Origin of the sequence: Labilibaculum manganireducens (genome assembly GCF_963665805.2) — a bacterium.
In the GTDB taxonomy this organism is placed as follows: domain Bacteria; phylum Bacteroidota; class Bacteroidia; order Bacteroidales; family Marinifilaceae; genus Labilibaculum; species Labilibaculum manganireducens.
This window is the reverse complement of the sequence record NZ_CAXXEE010000003.1, coordinates 1907359-1926733: the sequence shown is the minus strand read 5'-3', so window position 1 is coordinate 1926733 and position 19375 is coordinate 1907359. Positions and strand designations below refer to the sequence as shown.

Below are 19375 nucleotides of genomic sequence, written 5' to 3'. Positions count from 1 at the left end.
ATTTAGTTTTCCTGAGTATTCATTAATTCCTAATTGCTTTAAACAAGGAAACAATGATGGTTTTCATATGTCTATTATTTGTTTTTATTTGCCATATGGAACTTACCATGCTGAAATAATCATCTCCCTGTGTGTCAAAATCGATTTGGCATGGACGTTTCATATGATTATAATTTTAAGTTTTTGACATAAAGCCTGTCCCGAACTTGTTTCGGGAGAACTTACCATTATAATCATTTCCCTGTGTGCATAAAGCTTTATACATGGACGTTTCATAGCATGAAATTAAATTTCTAAAAAAAGAGCAGGGAGTTTTTCAGATCAGATATTGGGGTAAATAACTTGACGTCCCTGCCCTTTTCACCACTAACTAAAGTTTGTTGTTGTTTATCTTGATTTTGTTTTAGTCGCTAAAAAAATATTCAGGTTTGATGATGAGATGACAGGGATTGCCGGCCCTGCCATCTACATCTTCCCTACTAACCACGTTTTCATACTTTACAAATGAAAACTCACTAACTACTAACTTACTAACTAATGTTCTTCTTAAATATCTTCCTGCCGTCTTGCTAAAACAAAATAATTTCTCTTTTAATTTAGTTAACTCTTACTGCTACTGTTTTTTTTTGCTTGAAGTTTTTAATTCCTTCATCAAGGAATTCAACAAATTTACCTGCATCCAAATCATAGGCTCTTGGTGAAGCAACATCTTCACCATCCGAATTAAGCAAACAATAGTAAGGCTGAGCATTAATATTATAATTTGAAATTTGGAAATCGGCATTTTTCTTTCCTAAAGTCTTCTTCTTTTTACCGTCATAACTGGAAACAATCCATTCTTCTTTAGGCAATTCTGTTTTATCATCAACATACATAGCAATAACAATGTAGTCTTCCTGCAAACGCTTCAACACTTGTGGATCTGACCATACATTGGCTTCCATTTCCCGGCAGTTAACACAACCGTGACCTGTGAAATCCATAAATACAGGTTTGTTTTGCTTTTTAGCCGCAGCCATTCCTTCCTTGTAATCGAAATACCCGTTTAAGCCATGAGGTAAATGTAAAAAATCAGAATACATAGCAGTATGGGCTTCCTGATGAACTGCACTGCCATTGCCCGCATTATTTCGTACAATCTGATTGATATCAAAATCCTGAGTTGCTTGCGGTGGAATATATCCTGAAAGAGCTTTTAAAGGAGCTCCAAACATTCCAGGAATCATATAAACTACAAACGAGAAGGTCGCAACCGCCATCAGAAGACGAGGAACACTAACAAATTTCAACTCACTATCATGGGAGAATTTGAGCTTTCCTAACAAATACAATCCCAACAATGTAAATACAACTATCCAAACAGCAAGGTAAACCTCACGATCTAAAATTCCCCAATGGTAAGTTTGATCAGCAATACTTAAGAATTTAAGACCTAAAGCCAGCTCAATAAATCCCAAAACCACTTTTACTGAATTTAACCATCCACCCGACTTCGGCATTTTATTCAACCATCCCGGGAAAATGGCAAACAATGTAAATGGCATTGCAAATGCTATTGAAAATCCTAACATTCCAACAATTGGCATTAATACTTCTCCTCCTGCCGAGGCAACTAAAATGGCTCCTACAATAGGTCCTGTGCATGAGAACGAAACCAAAACCAAAGTAAATGCCATAAAGAAAGCACCCAATAATCCGCCTTTATCTTCGTTTGATACGGACTTATTCACCATCCAGCTTGGCATGGTAATTTCGAACATTCCAAAGAATGATGCCGCAAACACCATGAAAATTAAGAAGAAGAAAACATTAGGAACCCAATGTGTTGAAAGGAAGTTGGCAAAACCCGGCCCCATAACAACGGCAAGTAAAGTACCAATAAAAGTATATATCGCAATAATAGAAAACCCATAAAAGAAAGCCTGCATTCTGCCTTTTGCTTTATTTTCACTGCTGTGCATAAAAAAACTAACCGTCATGGGAATCATAGGGAAAACACAGGGAGTAAAAATTGCGGCTAAACCACCAAAAAAGGCAAAAATAAATACTGCCCAAAGTCCTTTCTTATCTTTTGATTCTTTTACCGGTGCCGGTGCTTCATCTTTTGCTTTTTGTGCAACTGCAACAGCTCCGCCTTTAACCTGCAAATCAAAATTATCATCCCCCATTACACATTGTCCGGTAGCATCGGAACAAGTCTGGTATTCGAATGTTCCTTTTACATGCAAGGGCAATTCCTTCACCAAAATACTTTGGCGCATCTCAGCTTCATTTTCGAAATAGCTTACTTCACCACCCCATATTTCATCGTGGTGCTTATGAGCATTTATTGGTTTTACTTCACCAATTCTTTCGTAACTTGAATTTTCTGTAAAATCAAATTTAATTAATACCGGCCCCAACTCAGGGTCGAAATCGTTTGAATACACATGCCAGGTTTTATCAATCGAGGCCTTAAAAACAACATCCAGCTGATCACCTGCCTTAACCTCTTTATTCGAAAACTCAACTTTCCACTTGGCAGGTTGTAAAACTTGTCCAAATGAAAATCCGCTAAACATTACCACTAGAATGGCAAGAAATGTAAATTTCAATTTCATTTTTTAATCTTTTTATTAATTGGATCCTCCCACAGAAGTATTACCCAATGTAATTGAGTTGCTTTAGTTTATTTGATTCTTCTTTTAATTCTGTATTGTTACTGTAAAGACAACCAAAATACACAATAGGGTGAAAGACAGAATGAAAAAATTTGCTAATATTTGTTAATTACTAAGCTTTTACGAGACATTAGATTATCATCTTCATAATTATTTTGTTTATTGAATTCAATGCAATTAGTCTGATAATCTATGCAAATCAAAAATGCTTTCAATCTAGATTAGATAAAAATTGCGATTCACTAAAAACTCTCGTTTTCAATGAAATTTTTTATCGAATTGCAACTAAAAGGTGTGTTTTGGTTCGTTTTAATTAAATATGCCTGCGTTGTGCTTGTGAAACTAACTTCTTCCCAATCTTAAAATGATCATCTCTGTTTTACCAAATAAATTAATTTCCTACTGGATACCATATCCAAGCTTATATACAAACGAAAAAGCCACCTGACAGGTGGCTTTAAATTCAGAATTTAATCGATATGCTAACTAATTAAACTCCTGTAAAGTATTTGGTGTGATTAAAAATTTTGGCAATAGTTAACTTTTAGTTAGCCGGATATGTAATATCAAACTCGTCATCTCCCATTACACACTGCCCACTTACATCGGAACAGGTTTGGAAGTCAAAGGTTCCTTCAATTTTTAATGGCAGGCTCTTTACCTTTATTTGCTGACGCATTTCAGCTGTGTCCTCAAAATAGCTTACTTCACCTTCCCATGTTTTGTCGTAATGCTTTTTGGCATTTATTGGCTTCACATTTCCAATTCTCTCATAACTTGCATCCTCTTCAAAATCAAATTCAATCAAAATTGGCCCCAATTCAGGATCAAAATCGTTTGAATACAAATGCCATGTTTTATCAATGGTGGCTTTAAACACAATATCAATAACTTCTCCAACTTTAAATTCCTTTTTTGACAATTCTACCTTCCATTTTGATGGAGTTAAAATTTGTCCGAAAGATGCTGCGCTCACCATCATTACCATGATTATTAAACCTGTAATTTTTCTGCTCATATTCTGTATTTTGGTTTACTGTTTCTATTCAAAAATCTATATTCAATTTAAACTAAAGACAATTAAAAACAGTAAATGGGTGAAAAGAAACTTTAAAAATTTTCTTCAGGATTTTCAATATATGGAATTTGAATCGTATAAAAACAGAAGATTATGTAAGTAATTTATCTGAAATTTCAAGATCCAGAAATTATTCCCTTCAATTCCGACTCTATTACCTCTCCGGAAGACGGCAACGCGGCTTTTGCATCAACAATATTAAAATCCTTATCAATAATCAGGAATCTTGGAATACTTTTAATCTGCCAATCATCCGCAACTTTATTTACATCCTTCGCCAAATATTCTATCGCATTGGATTTTTCCTCCGCAATACACTTTTCCCATCGCTCTTTCTCCTTATCTATAGAGATAGAAATAAAAACAAGATCCGCTTGGTTGTATTTCTCTTTTAACTTAGAAAAATAGGGCTTTTCGCACATGCACGGACCACACCATGTAGCCCAAAAATCAACATAGATAATTTTTCCTCTGTAATCGCTCAAATGATCCAATTTTCCTTTGGAATTCACAAATTCAATATCAAAGGCTTTATTTCCTTTAAGAAGTTTGCCTGCTTCTTTAATGGCTGTGGCCAAATCATCTGCAAGATCTTTATTCTTAAATGTTGCCAGAATATTTGTTGCTCTGTTTACCGCCTCCAGAGAACGATCCTCTACCAACAAATCCTTCATGGATAGTAAAGATACATACTCATAAACATCAGACGAAGCCGATACGCTTAACAGGTGATTTTGAACCGCACATCTTTTCACGACTTCTCTTACATCGGGATGCTCAATGGAAAAATCATTCATAAACTCTTTGGAAATATTTTCTATTTCGGGTTTAATTTGCATTAAATATTGTTTGTGTTCTTCCTGTATATTCCCCCTGCTGTAAATTCCATCTATAGAGTAAAAATACTGAAGATATGAATTGGCCAAATGTGCAAAAATTCTAGCTCTTTCAATCTTTCGAAATTCATCGGAAACCTTTTTTATTTTATTTAACTCACTAATTTTTGATGCTGCCAAAGAATCAATAAACTCTTTGGTCAACTTGAATGTAGACTTTGCATCACTACCTCCTTTTAAAAATGAATGAGCCTTGTTGCCGTAAAAATACAGTTGAAAATCTGCCAAATAGCGGTTGGCCTCGGCTCCGGTTCCTTTATATGTAGTTTTAGAACCATCTTCCAAATTAAAATATATATCCAGATCGTCTCCGGGACTTAAATAGAGAAGATTTGTCCCGGTTCCATATTCTTCAAAAACATTATAATATCCTGAAGTGGTAAGTGTAACAACAGTATCAAAACTATTCTTTTCATCTAGTTTTAGAATAATGTCATTCGTAGTGTTCACTTCACTCAACAGGCCTTTGTATTTCAATACAAGTTCATTACCATCTTTATCCGAAAGTTGCCCTTTTAGGTGAATCGCCTGGGAAGAGTTTAGAGCTGTAAAAGCACATCCTCCTGCTATTAGTATAGCAACAATGCCTGCCAATGCTATTTTTTTCATATGATTATAATTTGTTTTCATTTGCCATATGGAACTTACCATATAATCATCTCCCTGTGTGTAGAAAGCTTTATACATGGACGTTTCATATGTTTATTATTTGTTTTTATTTGCCATATAGCCTGTCCCGAACTTGTTTCGGGAGAACTTACCATGCTCCTGAGTCAAAATTACTTTGCCATGGACGTTTCATATTATATGCCCCTTTGTTCAAATTTATATTGCAATTCTTAATTTAACAGCTTATTTAGCAATGGTTCAATTCCCTCATCAGAAGGACGGGGAGCAAAAGCATCTACAATGTTAAAATCTTTATCAATGAGAATAAACCGGGGAATCAAGCTGATATTCCATTCGATTAACTGAGATAAGGTATTTTCTCTACTGGCATGGTATTGAAGAACATCTGTTTTTTCTTTTCTTTGCATTGCCTTTAACCAAGATTCTCGCTTTCTATCTGTAGAAATTGAAATAAAAATCACGTCCTCGTATTTTTCCTTTAACTTAATAAAAAAAGGATACTCCTTTTTACAAGGTCCGCACCATGTGGCCCAGAAATCCAAATAAATCAACTTCCCTTTATAATCACTCAGATTCACCTCTTTTCCGTCAACATCTTCCAGCCTTAAGTCGATAGCAGGCTTACCAGATTGAAGAATCTCTACTTTTTCTATGGCAGGTTTTAGAATCAAAGCAAAATCTTCACGGGTTAGGGTCGCAAGCCTTTCCCTAGCCTCACTAATTAATTCGGAAGAAACACCGTCTTGAAACTTTTTCAAAAAACTCTTAACGGTATAAAGTTCCACCCAAATTGATTTTTCCGGAAAACTTGTCAAACCATCCTTCATACATCTGTCCACAACCCAACGTATGTCGAACAGATCTATATAGGAATCAGCAACAACATCTTTAATCACAGGCTCAACCAATTCGCGTATGGATTCAATAAATTTCCGTCCTGATTCTGTTTTATACTCATTCCCCATACCATCTTGTTCATAATCCTTTGAGAACATGTAGTAGTTCAGATAACTATTCACCCAATGGGCTTTAATAGAATTTATTTGAATCTTAACAAAATTTTCATCTAAACCCGCTGTCTGGGTGAGAGCACTTAATTTTTCAGCGCCAATTGCATCAATTACTTTTTTAGTTTCTTCAAAAGATTCCCTTACATTTTTCCCTCCATCTAGAAAAGAAAGGTCTACATAAATGTTATTCCTGTTTGCTGATAAGAAAGTACACTCATCCATTGTTTTCCCTTTGAATGAATAAATGTGTGTTCCCTTATCAAATGTTATATCCAGATTTTCGCCTGGCACAAGAAACAGGCTTGCTCCTTCAACAGACCAAAATTCAGGTTTGGAAATCTGAAGGGTCACCTCAAAGAATCCTTCCTGATCGATCTGAACAATTTTTTCTACTTCTTGATTAAATTCATTAACGGCAGTTTCTTTTTGGATTGTAATATTTCCATCCGAGGAAGAAAAATTATATCCTCGTACATGAACATCAGCAGAAAAAACCTGAACGCAAAAACTTAAAAAAACTCCTAGTAATAAAATATATCTTCCCATTTTTTCCTATTTAAAATTATAATGAACTATTTATTTTATTCTCGATAACTTCGCCGGATGACGGACGATCAGCAAACGCATCAACAAAAGTGAAATCCTTACCAACAAGTACAAAACGAGGAATTCCGTTTACTTGCCACTGTTTACTTATTGCCTCCATATCTTTTGAAAGGAGTTGAGCAGAACCAATATTTTCTTTTTGAATGAACGATTGCCATTTTTCCTTGTCCTGATCTACTGATATGGAAAGAAACACAACATCCTTCCCTTTAAACTTCTCGATTATCTTACCATAAAAAGGCAGCTCGTCCCGACAAGGTCCGCACCAGGTAGCCCAAAAATCGATGTAGATCAACTTGCCTTTAAAATCACTTAGTTTTACATCTTTACCATTTGCATCCTCTAGTTGTAAATCGAAAACAGGTGCCCCGCTAACAAACTTTTTTAAACGCTTCATTCGTTTCGAAAGACTGTTTTTGTATTCTTCATTGCTTAAAGATGCCAACCTGTTTTCGGTTTCCTTTACTAATGCCGGAGTGATGTCTTGAGTTTCGTCGAGCATCTTTTCGAAGTGATTCAATGAGATACACTCGTCCCACTTTGGATAAGCTGTCAGCTTAAAGTCTCCATACTCAACACAATCATCTACAGCAGAATAAACCTCCGGCACATGAAGCAAATCATCCTTAGATAATAATTTAGTCAGCAAAGGATTTATCGATGGCATGATACTTTTAACTCCCTGTCCAAATTTCTCCCGAAACTCCTGAAGATCATATACATTGATACAGTCGGTGAAATAAAAATGATTCATATACGCGTCTATTTGTTTCGCTACAATTATCTGTTGTACGTCCTTTACAAAAGATGCCGGCAAGCCCTTTATTTCTTTCAACTCATTACCCCGGATATCTGCCAAAGAATCGACAACGGCCTTGGTTTGCAAAAAATCAGACTTCACATTCTTTCCGTTCTTTCCCAAAAAAGATAAGTTTTGGTGAATAAGATAATTGCTTGCCTGTGAGCCTGTTCCCTTAAATTGAGTTTGTTCTTTGTGATCCAAATCAAATTGAATTTCAAGATCATCCCCAGGACTGAGATATACCATATTCCTGAAAGCTTTGTAATATCCTGGCTGATCGAGAACTAATGTTGTATCGAAATCTCCTTTCTCATTCACCTTAACATTTATGTCTTTTGAATAGTACAAACCGCCTCCTTTCTGACTCTGAAAAGAAACTAGTTTGTAATACAAATCGGGAACATGTCCTCTAAGTCTCACTGGTTTCGATTGTTCGGAAACACATCCTAACATAACAGCTGCAATTGCTGTCAGTAATCCTATTTTAAATTGATTCATCTGTTTTAGTATTTTAAATTTTTATCATTTTATCGACTATATGAAATAAGTCGTCTGTATTTGTTCATGTCAGGCATGCACATTATTGCAAACAATTTTGTTTTATGATAATAAAAGCAGGTATAGTTAAGGCAAAATGATTCCACAGGGAGGACAAACCTCCCTATGAAACAATTCTATTTCAAAAACAAATTAGTAAGTATTCTGCTTGATAACCCCTCTGCCCGCTGCAATATCGTCTGATGGAATTGGAACAGCATAACGTCTCGAACCCGGCTCCAATCTGTAAGTCTTAATCGGATCGTTTGTTAAAGGTCCTAATTTATTAACTGGGTAAAATCTCTTTTCCAGAACAATATTATCAAATGAATCACTATTACTGTTGCATCTTCGAATGTCGAACCAACGTTGTGTAAAAGGCATTTCGCGCTGGCGCTCATCCAAAATCAATTTAACGGCTTCTTGTTTCGATGCTGCTGTAAGATTTAACACATTTGCTGGTGTTTCAGTACTATATCGTGTTACACGCAATTGATTCACCACATTCATTGCTTCGGTAAAATTACCCAAACGAGCCAAACATTCGGCTTTAATTAAAAGCATTTCGGCTGAACATGGACTTGAACTTATTTTATAGGACCATTGTACATAGCCCGGATAACTGTAAGACGGATCGTCCATGCCATATTCATAGGAGAAATCTTCGACGATATGATACTTGTAACGCAAATCGTAAGTTTGATCGTATAGGGCCAACAATTTGGCACTGGGAATAAACCATCCATCTCCACCGCCATTATAAACACCCCTGTCGTAATAATTTCCCTTATAGTTCGCAACCAATAATGCATCGGCACCTGTATTTATATCCCATGTATAGGGATAATCTATAGAAATGTATTCATAGTTGTCAGAAGAACTGTTTATTATTACCTCGTAACTTTCAAAACTCATGTCGGTATTGTAATCAACCAATTCACTGTAATCAGCTAATGCGGTATTTGCATGCGTCATTGCTTTTGTATAATCGCCTTTCAGCAGGTAAAAACGTGCAGCCAACCCATTTGCCGCGGCAACATTCCCTCTCCAGTTGCGTTTGGCAGTTGCACTCATTTTTAGCTTTAAGGCTTCCTGAATATCTTCTTCAATAAATTGATACGTAGTTTCCAATGAAACCCTGCTTAAGTCTTCCTCATACGAAGTTGATTTTTTGATGGGAAGCCCCATTTCATTTTTATTTTTGTCGTTATAAGGTAAACAATAGGTATTTGCAAGACTAAAGTAACTGTAAGCCCGCATCAAATGAGCTTCTGCTTTCATTTCCTCTTTCTGATCCGTAGTTCCGGATACGTTTCCAACATTGGTAAGCACTAAGTTTGCCGTATAAACCGTGCCAAACTCCCCCTCCCACAATGCCTGATTTGAATAACTATTGTAAAGGTTCTCAACTTCCCACAAACTTTGACTCAGTACATCATCCTTAAATTGACCTGGATTGGCTTGATACAATTCAGTACTTACCTCATAGCTGTCGCCGGCAAGAATCAATTCCATATTTGTTTCAGAATTAAACGAAGAATAGTGGGAAAGAATGCCACTCAACTGCTCATAGGTAGAAATCGGGATTCCCGAACCTTTTGAAGGTTGCTCGTCTAAATAATCGTCACACGAACTAAATAACAGCAAAGAGCCAACAAGAACTCCCAGCTTCCAAAATAATATATTTTTAAGTTTCATAAGTTTATAATTTTAAGTTTCAGCCATATAGCCTGTCCCCGAACTTGTTTCGGAAGAACTTCCCCTATCATCATCTCCCTGCCTGTATAAAAGCTTTAACCATGTACGTTTACTAATTGTCTTTTAAAAATCCAACTTAAATCCAAATGTATAGGAAGGCAGTAAGCGCTGACTTCCCCGGGTGAATTCAGGATCCTCTTTTGTTCCTTTTAGTGTTAAAAGATTGTTTGCCTGCACATAAGCAACCACTCGTCTCAGGTTTAAGTTTGAAATGATCCTTTTTGGCAGCTGATAAGTTAAATTAACCTCCTGCAATCGAATATTCCAGGCGTTGGCAACCATATAGTCCATGTTATTTTTATGCCAGTAATAGTAATCATAGTCATTTTCATCGTAAGGCAATTCTATTTTTCCGGTATTTCTTAATGGCTTGCCATCGGCAAATACATCAGAAAGGAAACCATTGGGCAGGTTTCTTCCCGAAGAAGTTTGGTAGTTAAAGCCTGAACGAAGAAATTTATGTCCAAATGCTCCCGTAAACACAAAAGACAAATCAAAGTTTTTATACGAAAAGTTATTTGAAAAGCCTAAAGTATAAGGAGGCACTCTGGTTCCCGCATTCTTCAAATAATCCAACCCATTCTCGCTTCGAGAATCTCCTATTTGATACAATGCTCCGTCAACACCATGAATTACGGGTTGCATATTGGGGGAAGTCTCTGAACCCATATTCTGGATGCCTGCATACTTATACACCCAAAGCGAATTGGCATCCTCTCCTTCCACTTCGTAACCAATGGTTAATTCATAACCGCTATACGAAGCGATGTACAACTTTTTCACTTTGTTTCTATTGTACGAAAAGTTTAAATTCCCATTCCATGTAAGATCTTTAGTCAATTGTTGATGTGTTCCAAAAGAGAATTCAATTCCTTGATTCAACATTTCAGCATTATTCATCCTCTGCTGGCTGGATCCATTCACACTGGGAATACTAACATAAGTTAAAATGTCTTTCCCATGTTTGTTGTACATATCAACCTTACCGTATAGTTTTCCCTTAAATAAGGAATAATCGATACCCAGGTTCAGTGTTCCTGTTTTCTCCCATCGTAAAGTAGGATTGCCCTTACTTGAAATAAAAACATATAAGTCTCCGGTCTCTGCATCACGATTCCCAACACTAACCAAAGGTTTAAATGAAGTAGAGTTGTCAGAATTCCCATTGTATCCAAAAGTTGCCCGCGCCGAAAGTCTGTCAACCCACGATACATCCGACATAAAAGACTCCTCGCTCAACACCCAGCCTGCTCCAACGGACCAAAACGGAGAATAGCGGTATTTGGGATCATCACTAATAAAATTGGAGGCATCGGTACGGTAACTGGCTGAAATGTCGTAACGATTCTTGTAGGAGTACCCCATATTTCCATAGTAAGAAAAGTAACGGGTAATGCCATCAGAAAAGGCATTTGTATAATAAAACTGGGTACTGTATCCGCTCCAATCGTAAATTCGGTTAGGATACCCCGTTCCATTGGGGAATGGAGCACTGTTTAACGTTTCATTGTTATAACCATAAGTAGTTGAATAATCAAAATCCAATCTTCTTGTTTGACTAATTTCGGTTCCAGCTAAAAAGCTTAGCGTATGCACTTCGTTAAATGTTCTGCTAAAGTCCAATTGATTCCGGAAATTGTAATTTTTCGATTCTGAACGATCCTGCTTCAAAATATCCCCTTTTGGCAGATTGGCAACAATTTCACCCGTCTCTCTGTCCCACGACGAAGTTCGGTTTACCATAGACCTAACGTACAATGAATTCTCGCCATAGTGCTCTTTTCTCCAGTTATTGTAAAGCTCGTACTGAATTTTGGTGGAATATCTAAGCCCTTCAAAGAGTTTAATGCTTAGTCCTGCCTGAATTCGGGCATTTAAATCTTTTGATGTTTTACTGGTACTGTTAACTTCATCGATTGGATTGTATCCCCAGTTTGTATAGGGAAATGAACCCGTTGGTACATGCCTTTCAATATTTGGAGCATAATAATTATTGCTAATATTTGTATGACTTCCATCAGGATTTACCAACATTTCATACGGTGCCAAACTGGTGATATGTCCTCCATTAAAACCACCATTCTCATTATCCTGATACTGAATCATGGAACTAATATCAAGATCGATCCACTTGGCCAATGATGCTGAAACATTATAATTGAGCATATACCCTTTCGATTCATTTCCTTTAAATGCAGGTCGGCTGGTATTGTAAAGTAAGGACAATCGGTTACTCATCCGGGAAGTTGAACCGGAAAGGGAAAGATTGTATTGCTGACTAATGGGTCTCTGCAAGATATACTTACGTATTTGCCCACGGTTATCAAGGGTTTTTAGCCGGTTCAATCCTACCTGCAATTCTTCATCGCTTATTTTCCCCAATCGATGCTCACTTAGTAAGGTTACAGCAGGAGTTCTGGCAGTACACAAATTACTCCAACTGTCTGAGTCGCCAATCATTCTTACCCCCCATTTATCAAAGGCATACTGTTCATATTCTATGGTTTCGGCTGAAGAGGGTTTATTGTTTGAATAATCCATATCATATTCAGCCCCTATTTTAAGAAAAGAAGAGAACTCAACTCTAAGAGGGGTATCTTTGCCGGCTTTCTTTGTGGTAACAACAATTACCCCATTGGCAGCTCTTGCTCCCCAAATTGAAGTAGCGGCAGCATCCTTAAGCACACAAACCGATTCCACTTCGTTTGGATTGATCGAATTGAAATTCCCCTTTACAGGGAAACCATCCACAACAACTAATGGAGAAGAACTGGTTTCAAAACTGGTTTGTCCGCGAATCTCGAATTTTGCATTCCCGTCCCTATCCAAAGTAGATCTCATCCCTGCTGTAGTTCCAACAAGGCGGGTTGCCAAGCTCATGCTTGGCTTATCCAGAGCTTTTTTGTTGATAATATCAAAAGAGCCGGTTGCCCTCTCCTTAGAAATGGTTTGAAATCCTGTTACTACAACCTCGTCCAAGTTAGCCGTATCATAGTTCAAAACTACATTCAGGTCTGCGTTTCCCTTGTAAGCAATTTCTTGCGGAACCATCCCAACAAAAGAAAAAACCAATACAGTATTCTCATCTTCAATATTGATGACGTACTCACCATCAATATTGGTGGCTACACCTGTATTGGTTCCTTTGACAACAACCGAAACTCCGGGCAACGGAACTCCTTCCTTATCAGTAATCCTGCCTTTGAGTTCTTTCTTCTCTTGCTCAACTGCCGGCTCAGTTACCGGAGCCTTCCTGGTAATTACAACAAACTCATCGATAATCTCATATTTAAAAGGAGTTTGCCTGCAGATTTCATCCAAAACTTCTTCCAAACTTCCATTGGTCATGTTCAATTCAATGGATATCTGATCATCAACATCTTCTTTATTATACATGAAAATGTTTCCGGTTTGATGATTCAAATCTTCCAGAATACTTCCCACAGAAGATTCTCCGGATTGAACACTAACTTGTTGGCCGAGGGATACCGATGCAGAAAGCTGCAAGGTACAAACCAACATTAATAGTAAACTTAGCTTCATAGCCAGCAGGGTTTTTCGAACAGCGGGTGATAAACACCGCCATTTCAGGTTTTTTTTCATAACTTTATGGTCTAGATTAATACTGCCATTGATTTCATAACTCAATGGTTGGTTTCTAAATTAAACAGGGAATGTGTGCGCATTTCCTGTTTTCTTTTTCTATCATCAGTACCGGTGATTATCCGGCAAAATGAGTTTTACTAATAAGGTTTTCCAACGATTACTTTGTTATCCTTTATGGCAAATTTCACATCTGCCATTTTTTCAATTATCTCCAATGTAAAATCCAATTCCTTGTCTTTCTTTGCAGCACCTGCAAATCTTAAATTCCGATATTGATTCTCAGTAAAAAAGAATTCTACATTGTACCATCTGCTTAATTGATGGCAAATTTCTTCTAAAGACTGATTCTTGAATTGAAACACCCCGTTTATCCACGACGTATACAGATCGGCATTCACCTTATTTACCTGAAACTGACTTCGGCCTCTTTTAACAACTGCCTGGTAACCCGGCTCTAATAATTCAGAATTGCCCAGACTGCTTACCTGAACGCTTCCCTCAACCAATGTTGTTGTAATATCCTCTTCATCATTGTAAGCCGATACATTAAACTTGGTTCCCAACACTTTCACCTCGGTACCATGCGATTCAATAATGAAAGGTTTCGACTTATTATGAGCAACTTCGAAATAGGCTTCCCCGGTGAGTTCCACCTTACGGATTTCCCCGATAAACTGAACCGGATATTTCAAGGACGATTCAGAGTTCAACCAAACTTTTGTACCATCGGCCAATGTTAAAGAATATTCTCCTCCACGGGGTATATTAATCTGATTGTAGATTAGTTTGTTTTGCTGTGAACTGCTCTTCTTATAAGTTAATGCATTAGATCCATCATTTTGAATCAAAGTTCCATCAACTTCAGCAATTACACTATCCAGATTCTCTTCCAGATTCATAGCATTGCCGTTGTTCAATATTAAAACTGCTTTTTTGGAACCAATAGTCGATATTTCAGCAAAATTGTAATTGCCATCGAAATTGTAATCTTTTTCGACTTGATACACCATTAAATATCCTACCACACACATCACGACTACTGCAGCTGCATAGGGCAACCAAAAATGTAATTTTCTGTTTTTCGACTGCCTTTTAGTGGCTGATACTGCTCCAATTATTCTAGACCAAGCCACGTCTGTCTTTATTTCTGTAAGACTGCTTATCGCTCCACTCTCCTTAAGCAAAGCCAAATAGTTTGCAAATTCATCAGCATTCGTTTCATTTTCTGCCAACCAATTCTCTAAATGTTTAATCCCTTCATCTGAAATCGTATTCTGATTGTAGGAATTAATAAGACCGATAATATCTTCTTTTGAAAAACTCATTTTATTGTTCTTTTAACTCTATAAGTGAAAATGATGAAAATGGGTGACAAGAATTTTTAATTTTTTTATAAATTTTCCAGAGAAGGTAAGAATTTAGAGTTAATTCGGGTCTGGAAGAGGTTTGAATAGTCGAAAGATAATTACAACTGGTTAAGAACCCCTAATCCTAGAGAGGACTTTAAAAACAATCAAAAATCTGAAACTCCGAGCTAAAGCACGGAGCAATACACTTTATACTTGGAACTTGATACTTGGAACTTGATACTTTAGGGCAACATGATCATGATAAGAATATCCAAATTGCTTCGCAATTGCCTTAAGGCTCTTGAATAATGAGTTTTAACCGTATTTACAGATACATTTAACTCGTCTGCAACCTCAACGTATTTCATCTTCTCGAAAACAATTGCTTCAAATACTTTTTTACATTGCCCGGGCAATTTCTCGATTTCCTGATACAGATTCTCTTTCCGTTGCTCGATGTTCTGAGATTCAAATTTATCTTCGATAATAGTATAAGCCTGATTCTCGATTTCCTCGAAGCGATACTGGTTCTCTTTCTTAATTTTATTAATAGAATTGTTCCGAACAATACTGAAAAGGTAAGATTTGATGGAACCAGTAAAATTAATCAACCTGTTTTTTTCCCACAATGAAATAAAAGCTTCCTGTACAATGTCTTCGGCCTGATCGATGGAATCAAAATATTTGTGGGCGTATGCACAAAGTGGCACATAGTACAAATCGAACAAGAGACGGAGACCGGATTCGTCCCCACTTTTAAACTTTCTGATGATATCTTGCTCGTGATTTTCCATATTCAGGCTGTAAATGTAGAAAAGCTACTTGAATATGCAAAAGCTACATTTAGAAATATCAAAATATTCTATAATTATATGGACATTTATTCTTTAACCAATTTAGACTTACAGACCTAAAAGTAAACAGTCTGATTGTTTCAATTCCGGATCAAAATCGTTTAAATACAAATGCCTAGTATTAGCAAAGCTTGCTTTAAAAACAATATCAAAGTTAAAATCTGTTTGAACGTAAGAACTACAATGCCAATTAATTGATTTCTTTTTAAACCTATACATTCCTTTGTTCAGAACCTCAAATAAGAATTATACTTGATAGAATCCAATTCAAAAAAAAGAGGGTGTCCGCTATTCCAGACACCCTCAACAAACTCAATATTTTCAATCAAAAAATCTATATAGCATATTTACAATAAGCTAGTAACTTGATAAGTTAAGGCATATCACAAATAATTTTCTATTTAATAAATTTACTAAAAACGATATTTAAACTCTCCGGATCATGCCCAACGTGACGAATTGTTCCGCTTTTATCAACTAATATAAAAGTAGGCACACTCATTAAATGATACGCTTTTTCAAGTTGATCCATGGTAGCAGTGTCCCGCAGCAATTGCGGCCATTCCATGTTCTCTTTTTCCAATGCTTTCCGCCACTGTTTTTCATCCTTATCAATAGAAAGACTTACAAATTCCACCTTACTATTGTAATTGGAATACAACCGCTTTACAGAAGGTATTGCTGCACGGCACGGCATGCACCACGAAGCCCACACATCAACAAATAAAAACTTTTCCTCTTCCATAAAATTAGATAGTCTTAACTTTTCACCTTTTCCGGTTAAAACATCAATATCCTGAAAAGGCGTTCCTGTTGTATATGGCGCCATTTTATCCAGCTTCTTTTTAATTTCAGATACCCGGATCGAATCTCCTTCTACCGCACCCGCAACCTTTCTCCATATGGCTAAATCTTCCTGCGAAAAGCTGTATTCTGCATCTAAAAAATTATTCATTATGAATAGAGAAACAGAACTCCCATTTTGCTTGATGAAAGATTTGTAGGCAGCAAGAAGTGCCTGATGAGCATTGTGCAAATCATTGTACAGATTTTCCTTTGAAACGTCACTATTTTCCTCCCACGAATAATATCGAAAACTCTTCTCAGAATAATCAATTTCATAAGGACGTAACTGATTGCGAAATGCTGTAAACATTTCCTCTCCTTTTCCTCCGTCAACAGTTACATTAGCTTCCTGATACAGTGGCGAAGACAGATATACATAGGAACGTGGAATACTATCCAAATGTGCTGCTTTATATTGCATTTTAACATTATCCACCCATAAGGAAGTTGTTGTTTCCAATTGTTTTTCATATGATGCATCCTCTGGAATCAGCGCCCGGTTAGTTATAACCAGCTTAGCTACTACAGGTTCATGCACGCTTCCCCGCAAAACGAAAGATTCATTTTCAACGGTATCAATTGCCATCAGAGTGCCGCTGCCATCCTCATCATTTATCAATTCAACAATTAAACCATTGTACATTCCCGGTATTTTCGCTGTTATCTCAAATTCCTTCTTTGAGTCTTTGCACGCATTTAAAGAAAGTATAACGATCCCTAAAATTAAAACCGCAAATCTGCTCACTTTATTTTTTCTCATAAGATCTGTTTAATTTTTCTTCCAACATTCGACCTGTTTTGTTTTCTATTTTCATTGATTCTGAAGATTCTCCCCAAACTAAATGCAGGGATCTCATAAGCACATCGTATACTTCTTCGTCAACAGGGAACGATAAAACTTTGTTAAAATCTCTTTCGTAAGCAATTTTGTCATTCAAAAACTGCGACTCAGAAAGATCTCCCAATGCTAAATAAAAATCCCGATCCGGAATTTCTGCATTTTCAAGCAAGATTCTGAATGAAGGAATTTCATTTTTCAATTCGGCTCCATAATTCTCTTCCGGAGTTATCATTCCTGTTAAGTAATTAATGAAATGTGACCACAATGCAGCCATTCTCACATAAGCAATACTTTCTTGATCCATCATAGGAGCAATCTCTTTGTAGTGTCGCAGATAGTAAGCAAAACGGTCACTGTTCCAATCGCGATAATGAATACACCTATACAATAATAAATAATCACTGCTTACTCTTTCCTTTTCAGATAAATTCTCAAAAAGCTGATTTGCCACTTCTGCGACTTCTTTTTTTGAAGAGGCATCTGTTAAAGCATTAATATAATCTAGTATCTGCTTTTTACTCAGTTTTCCCTGTTTGTAATTCTGTTCTAAATAATCCAATGAAGTCTCTTTAGTAAGACCTCGTTTGACCATATTTATAAAGATAGATAGCGTATCAGCCCCAACCACTTTATGCTGGATTTCTCCATCCGGACGAATGATTAAAAACGTTGGATATGCTGTAACTTCCTTTTTGTATTTCTCATCCAAAGTTTTTCCTTCTTTTTCCATATCGAATTCCAGAAAAACAAAATGTTTGTTAAAAAAAAGACCGGCTTCTGCAGATTTAAACTGCCTTTTCATCCATTTGCACGGACCACACCATGACGTATATCCATCTATAAGAACTAATTTTTTTTGTTGCTCTGCTTTCACCAGAGCTTCTTTAAATGTGATTGACTCCACTTTCACCCCTTCTTGCGAAAATAGAAGAGATGAACAAAACAACAAAATCACCAATAAAATATTTTTCATAATTACTTTTTTAAAATTTTCAAATAAATTTCTATTCATATACTACTATTCCGTACGATTCCAACACTTTTATCAGCTCTTCCATCTTTTCGATGCAAATAGGGTATTCAGCATAATTTGTTCTGAATTCCTCTTCACTCATTGCAAAAGCTTCTTCGATATAAGCCTTCAAATCATATTCTGCAGAATTAAAAGGTATTCCCCATGCGTAAACATAGGTCATCAATAATCCTACTGATGGATATGGTTCCGGAATATTCCACGAGAAAATATCGTAGTACTCGTTACTGTAACTGTAAAACTTTTCAAACTTTGCTGCGGGGATTTTATCTACCTGTGCAATTATGATCTCTTTTAACAGGCTCGAAGCCAAAACTTTTTGTTCGTTTTCGCTTAAAACAAATAGATCACCCGGTGCAAGAACAGCTCCTTGCAATCCATTATAAAAATTTGTTAATTCCGGTTCTGAAAACATTCCATAGTTGTTTTTGCTTACGAACATGCTATCGGTTAGTAAAAATGAAAACGGATACATTTCCTTTGGGATTTTGGTCAAAATTTCGTTTTTCACGAAATCAGCAGCTGACTTTTGAAGTTCTATATCATCATAATATATATATTCATATTTATCGGCCCATGACGAACTGGTCATTGCATACCCGGGGTTAAAAATCTCATTCACAACAACTGATTCTCCGGCCAAAGATGTGACAGTATAGGTAGTTAAGGTGTCATTAAAAAGTAGGTAAACTCCCGTTGCATTAAAAAAATCTCTCCTAAGCAAAGATTCTTCGTCCATGGCTCCCTCGGCAGGTGCAAAAATATTCTCCTGAGGATAGTCTGTTTCAAGATAGGTTTCGTCTTCACTACACGACGAATTACATAAAATCAGACAAAACAAAATTATATATATATTTTTCATATCAATT

The 19375-nt window shown here is 36.5% G+C and carries 13 protein-coding genes; all 13 read right to left on the bottom strand.

The window, feature by feature from the left end; all coding sequences use genetic code 11:
• Positions 1-22 precede the first annotated feature (22 nt).
• Positions 23-163, bottom strand: coding sequence for a hypothetical protein (locus tag ACHZAX_RS07390; protein ID WP_320018609.1), 141 nt, complete (start codon positions 161-163; stop codon positions 23-25).
• A 433-nt stretch (positions 164-596) separates the two neighbouring features.
• The gene (locus ACHZAX_RS07385) at positions 597-2600 is read right to left on the bottom strand and encodes a protein-disulfide reductase DsbD family protein (protein WP_320018608.1); all 2004 of its coding nucleotides are present in this window, start codon (positions 2598-2600) and stop codon (positions 597-599) included.
• Positions 2601-3204: 604 nt separating this feature from the next.
• On the bottom strand, positions 3205-3678 hold the full coding sequence (locus ACHZAX_RS07380; protein ID WP_320018607.1) for a protein-disulfide reductase DsbD domain-containing protein: 474 nt from the start codon (positions 3676-3678) through the stop codon (positions 3205-3207).
• A gap of 176 nt (positions 3679-3854) precedes the next feature.
• On the bottom strand, positions 3855-5243 hold the full coding sequence (locus tag ACHZAX_RS07375; protein ID WP_180327357.1) for a TlpA family protein disulfide reductase: 1389 nt from the start codon (positions 5241-5243) through the stop codon (positions 3855-3857).
• A gap of 230 nt (positions 5244-5473) precedes the next feature.
• On the bottom strand, positions 5474-6820 hold the full coding sequence (locus ACHZAX_RS07370) for a TlpA family protein disulfide reductase (protein ID WP_320018606.1): 1347 nt from the start codon (positions 6818-6820) through the stop codon (positions 5474-5476).
• A 16-nt stretch (positions 6821-6836) separates the two neighbouring features.
• Positions 6837-8180, bottom strand: a complete 1344-nt coding sequence (locus ACHZAX_RS07365; protein ID WP_101310919.1) for a TlpA family protein disulfide reductase — start codon at positions 8178-8180, stop codon at positions 6837-6839.
• Between the two features lie 192 nt (positions 8181-8372).
• Positions 8373-9917, bottom strand: coding sequence for a RagB/SusD family nutrient uptake outer membrane protein (locus ACHZAX_RS07360; RefSeq protein ID WP_320018605.1), 1545 nt, complete (start codon positions 9915-9917; stop codon positions 8373-8375).
• Between the two features lie 123 nt (positions 9918-10040).
• Positions 10041-13580: a SusC/RagA family TonB-linked outer membrane protein gene (locus tag ACHZAX_RS07355; RefSeq protein WP_320018604.1), complete on the bottom strand. Its 3540-nt coding sequence runs from the start codon at positions 13578-13580 to the stop codon at positions 10041-10043.
• 140 nt (positions 13581-13720) lie between these two features.
• Positions 13721-14908 carry a FecR family protein gene (locus ACHZAX_RS07350; RefSeq protein WP_320018603.1) on the bottom strand — a complete coding sequence of 396 codons (1188 nt, stop codon included), beginning with the start codon at positions 14906-14908 and terminating at the stop codon, positions 13721-13723.
• A 266-nt stretch (positions 14909-15174) separates the two neighbouring features.
• Positions 15175-15726, bottom strand: coding sequence for an RNA polymerase sigma factor (locus tag ACHZAX_RS07345; RefSeq protein WP_320018602.1), 552 nt, complete (start codon positions 15724-15726; stop codon positions 15175-15177).
• A 457-nt stretch (positions 15727-16183) separates the two neighbouring features.
• Positions 16184-17392: a TlpA family protein disulfide reductase gene (locus ACHZAX_RS07340; protein WP_320018601.1), complete on the bottom strand. Its 1209-nt coding sequence runs from the start codon at positions 17390-17392 to the stop codon at positions 16184-16186.
• Entirely contained in the window at positions 17379-18446 is a 1068-nt protein-coding gene (locus ACHZAX_RS07335) for a thioredoxin family protein (protein ID WP_320018600.1), read from the bottom strand. The genes ACHZAX_RS07340 and ACHZAX_RS07335 overlap by 14 nt, the downstream gene beginning before the upstream one ends.
• 31 nt (positions 18447-18477) lie before the next feature.
• Positions 18478-19368, bottom strand: a complete 891-nt coding sequence (locus tag ACHZAX_RS07330; RefSeq protein WP_320018599.1) for a hypothetical protein — start codon at positions 19366-19368, stop codon at positions 18478-18480.
• Between the last annotated feature and the right edge of the window lie 7 nt (positions 19369-19375).

Excerpts from the sequence above, each read along its gene's own strand:
- ACHZAX_RS07385 (WP_320018608.1), bottom strand. The coding sequence starts at position 2,600 with ATGAAATTGAAATTTACATTTCTTGCCATTCTAGTGGTAATGTTTAGC.
- ACHZAX_RS07345 (WP_320018602.1), bottom strand. The coding sequence starts at position 15,726 with ATGGAAAATCACGAGCAAGATATCATCAGAAAGTTTAAAAGTGGGGAC.
- ACHZAX_RS07335 (WP_320018600.1), bottom strand. The coding sequence starts at position 18,446 with ATGAAAAATATTTTATTGGTGATTTTGTTGTTTTGTTCATCTCTTCTA.
- ACHZAX_RS07370 (WP_320018606.1), bottom strand. The coding sequence starts at position 6,820 with ATGGGAAGATATATTTTATTACTAGGAGTTTTTTTAAGTTTTTGCGTT.
- ACHZAX_RS07380 (WP_320018607.1), bottom strand. The coding sequence starts at position 3,678 with ATGAGCAGAAAAATTACAGGTTTAATAATCATGGTAATGATGGTGAGC.
- ACHZAX_RS07365 (WP_101310919.1), bottom strand. The coding sequence starts at position 8,180 with ATGAATCAATTTAAAATAGGATTACTGACAGCAATTGCAGCTGTTATG.
- ACHZAX_RS07350 (WP_320018603.1), bottom strand. The coding sequence starts at position 14,908 with ATGAGTTTTTCAAAAGAAGATATTATCGGTCTTATTAATTCCTACAAT.
- ACHZAX_RS07360 (WP_320018605.1), bottom strand. The coding sequence starts at position 9,917 with ATGAAACTTAAAAATATATTATTTTGGAAGCTGGGAGTTCTTGTTGGC.
- ACHZAX_RS07330 (WP_320018599.1), bottom strand. The coding sequence starts at position 19,368 with ATGAAAAATATATATATAATTTTGTTTTGTCTGATTTTATGTAATTCG.
- ACHZAX_RS07375 (WP_180327357.1), bottom strand. The coding sequence starts at position 5,243 with ATGAAAAAAATAGCATTGGCAGGCATTGTTGCTATACTAATAGCAGGA.
- ACHZAX_RS07390 (WP_320018609.1), bottom strand. The coding sequence starts at position 163 with ATGAAACGTCCATGCCAAATCGATTTTGACACACAGGGAGATGATTAT.
- ACHZAX_RS07340 (WP_320018601.1), bottom strand. The coding sequence starts at position 17,392 with ATGAGAAAAAATAAAGTGAGCAGATTTGCGGTTTTAATTTTAGGGATC.
- ACHZAX_RS07355 (WP_320018604.1), bottom strand. The coding sequence starts at position 13,580 with ATGAAAAAAAACCTGAAATGGCGGTGTTTATCACCCGCTGTTCGAAAA.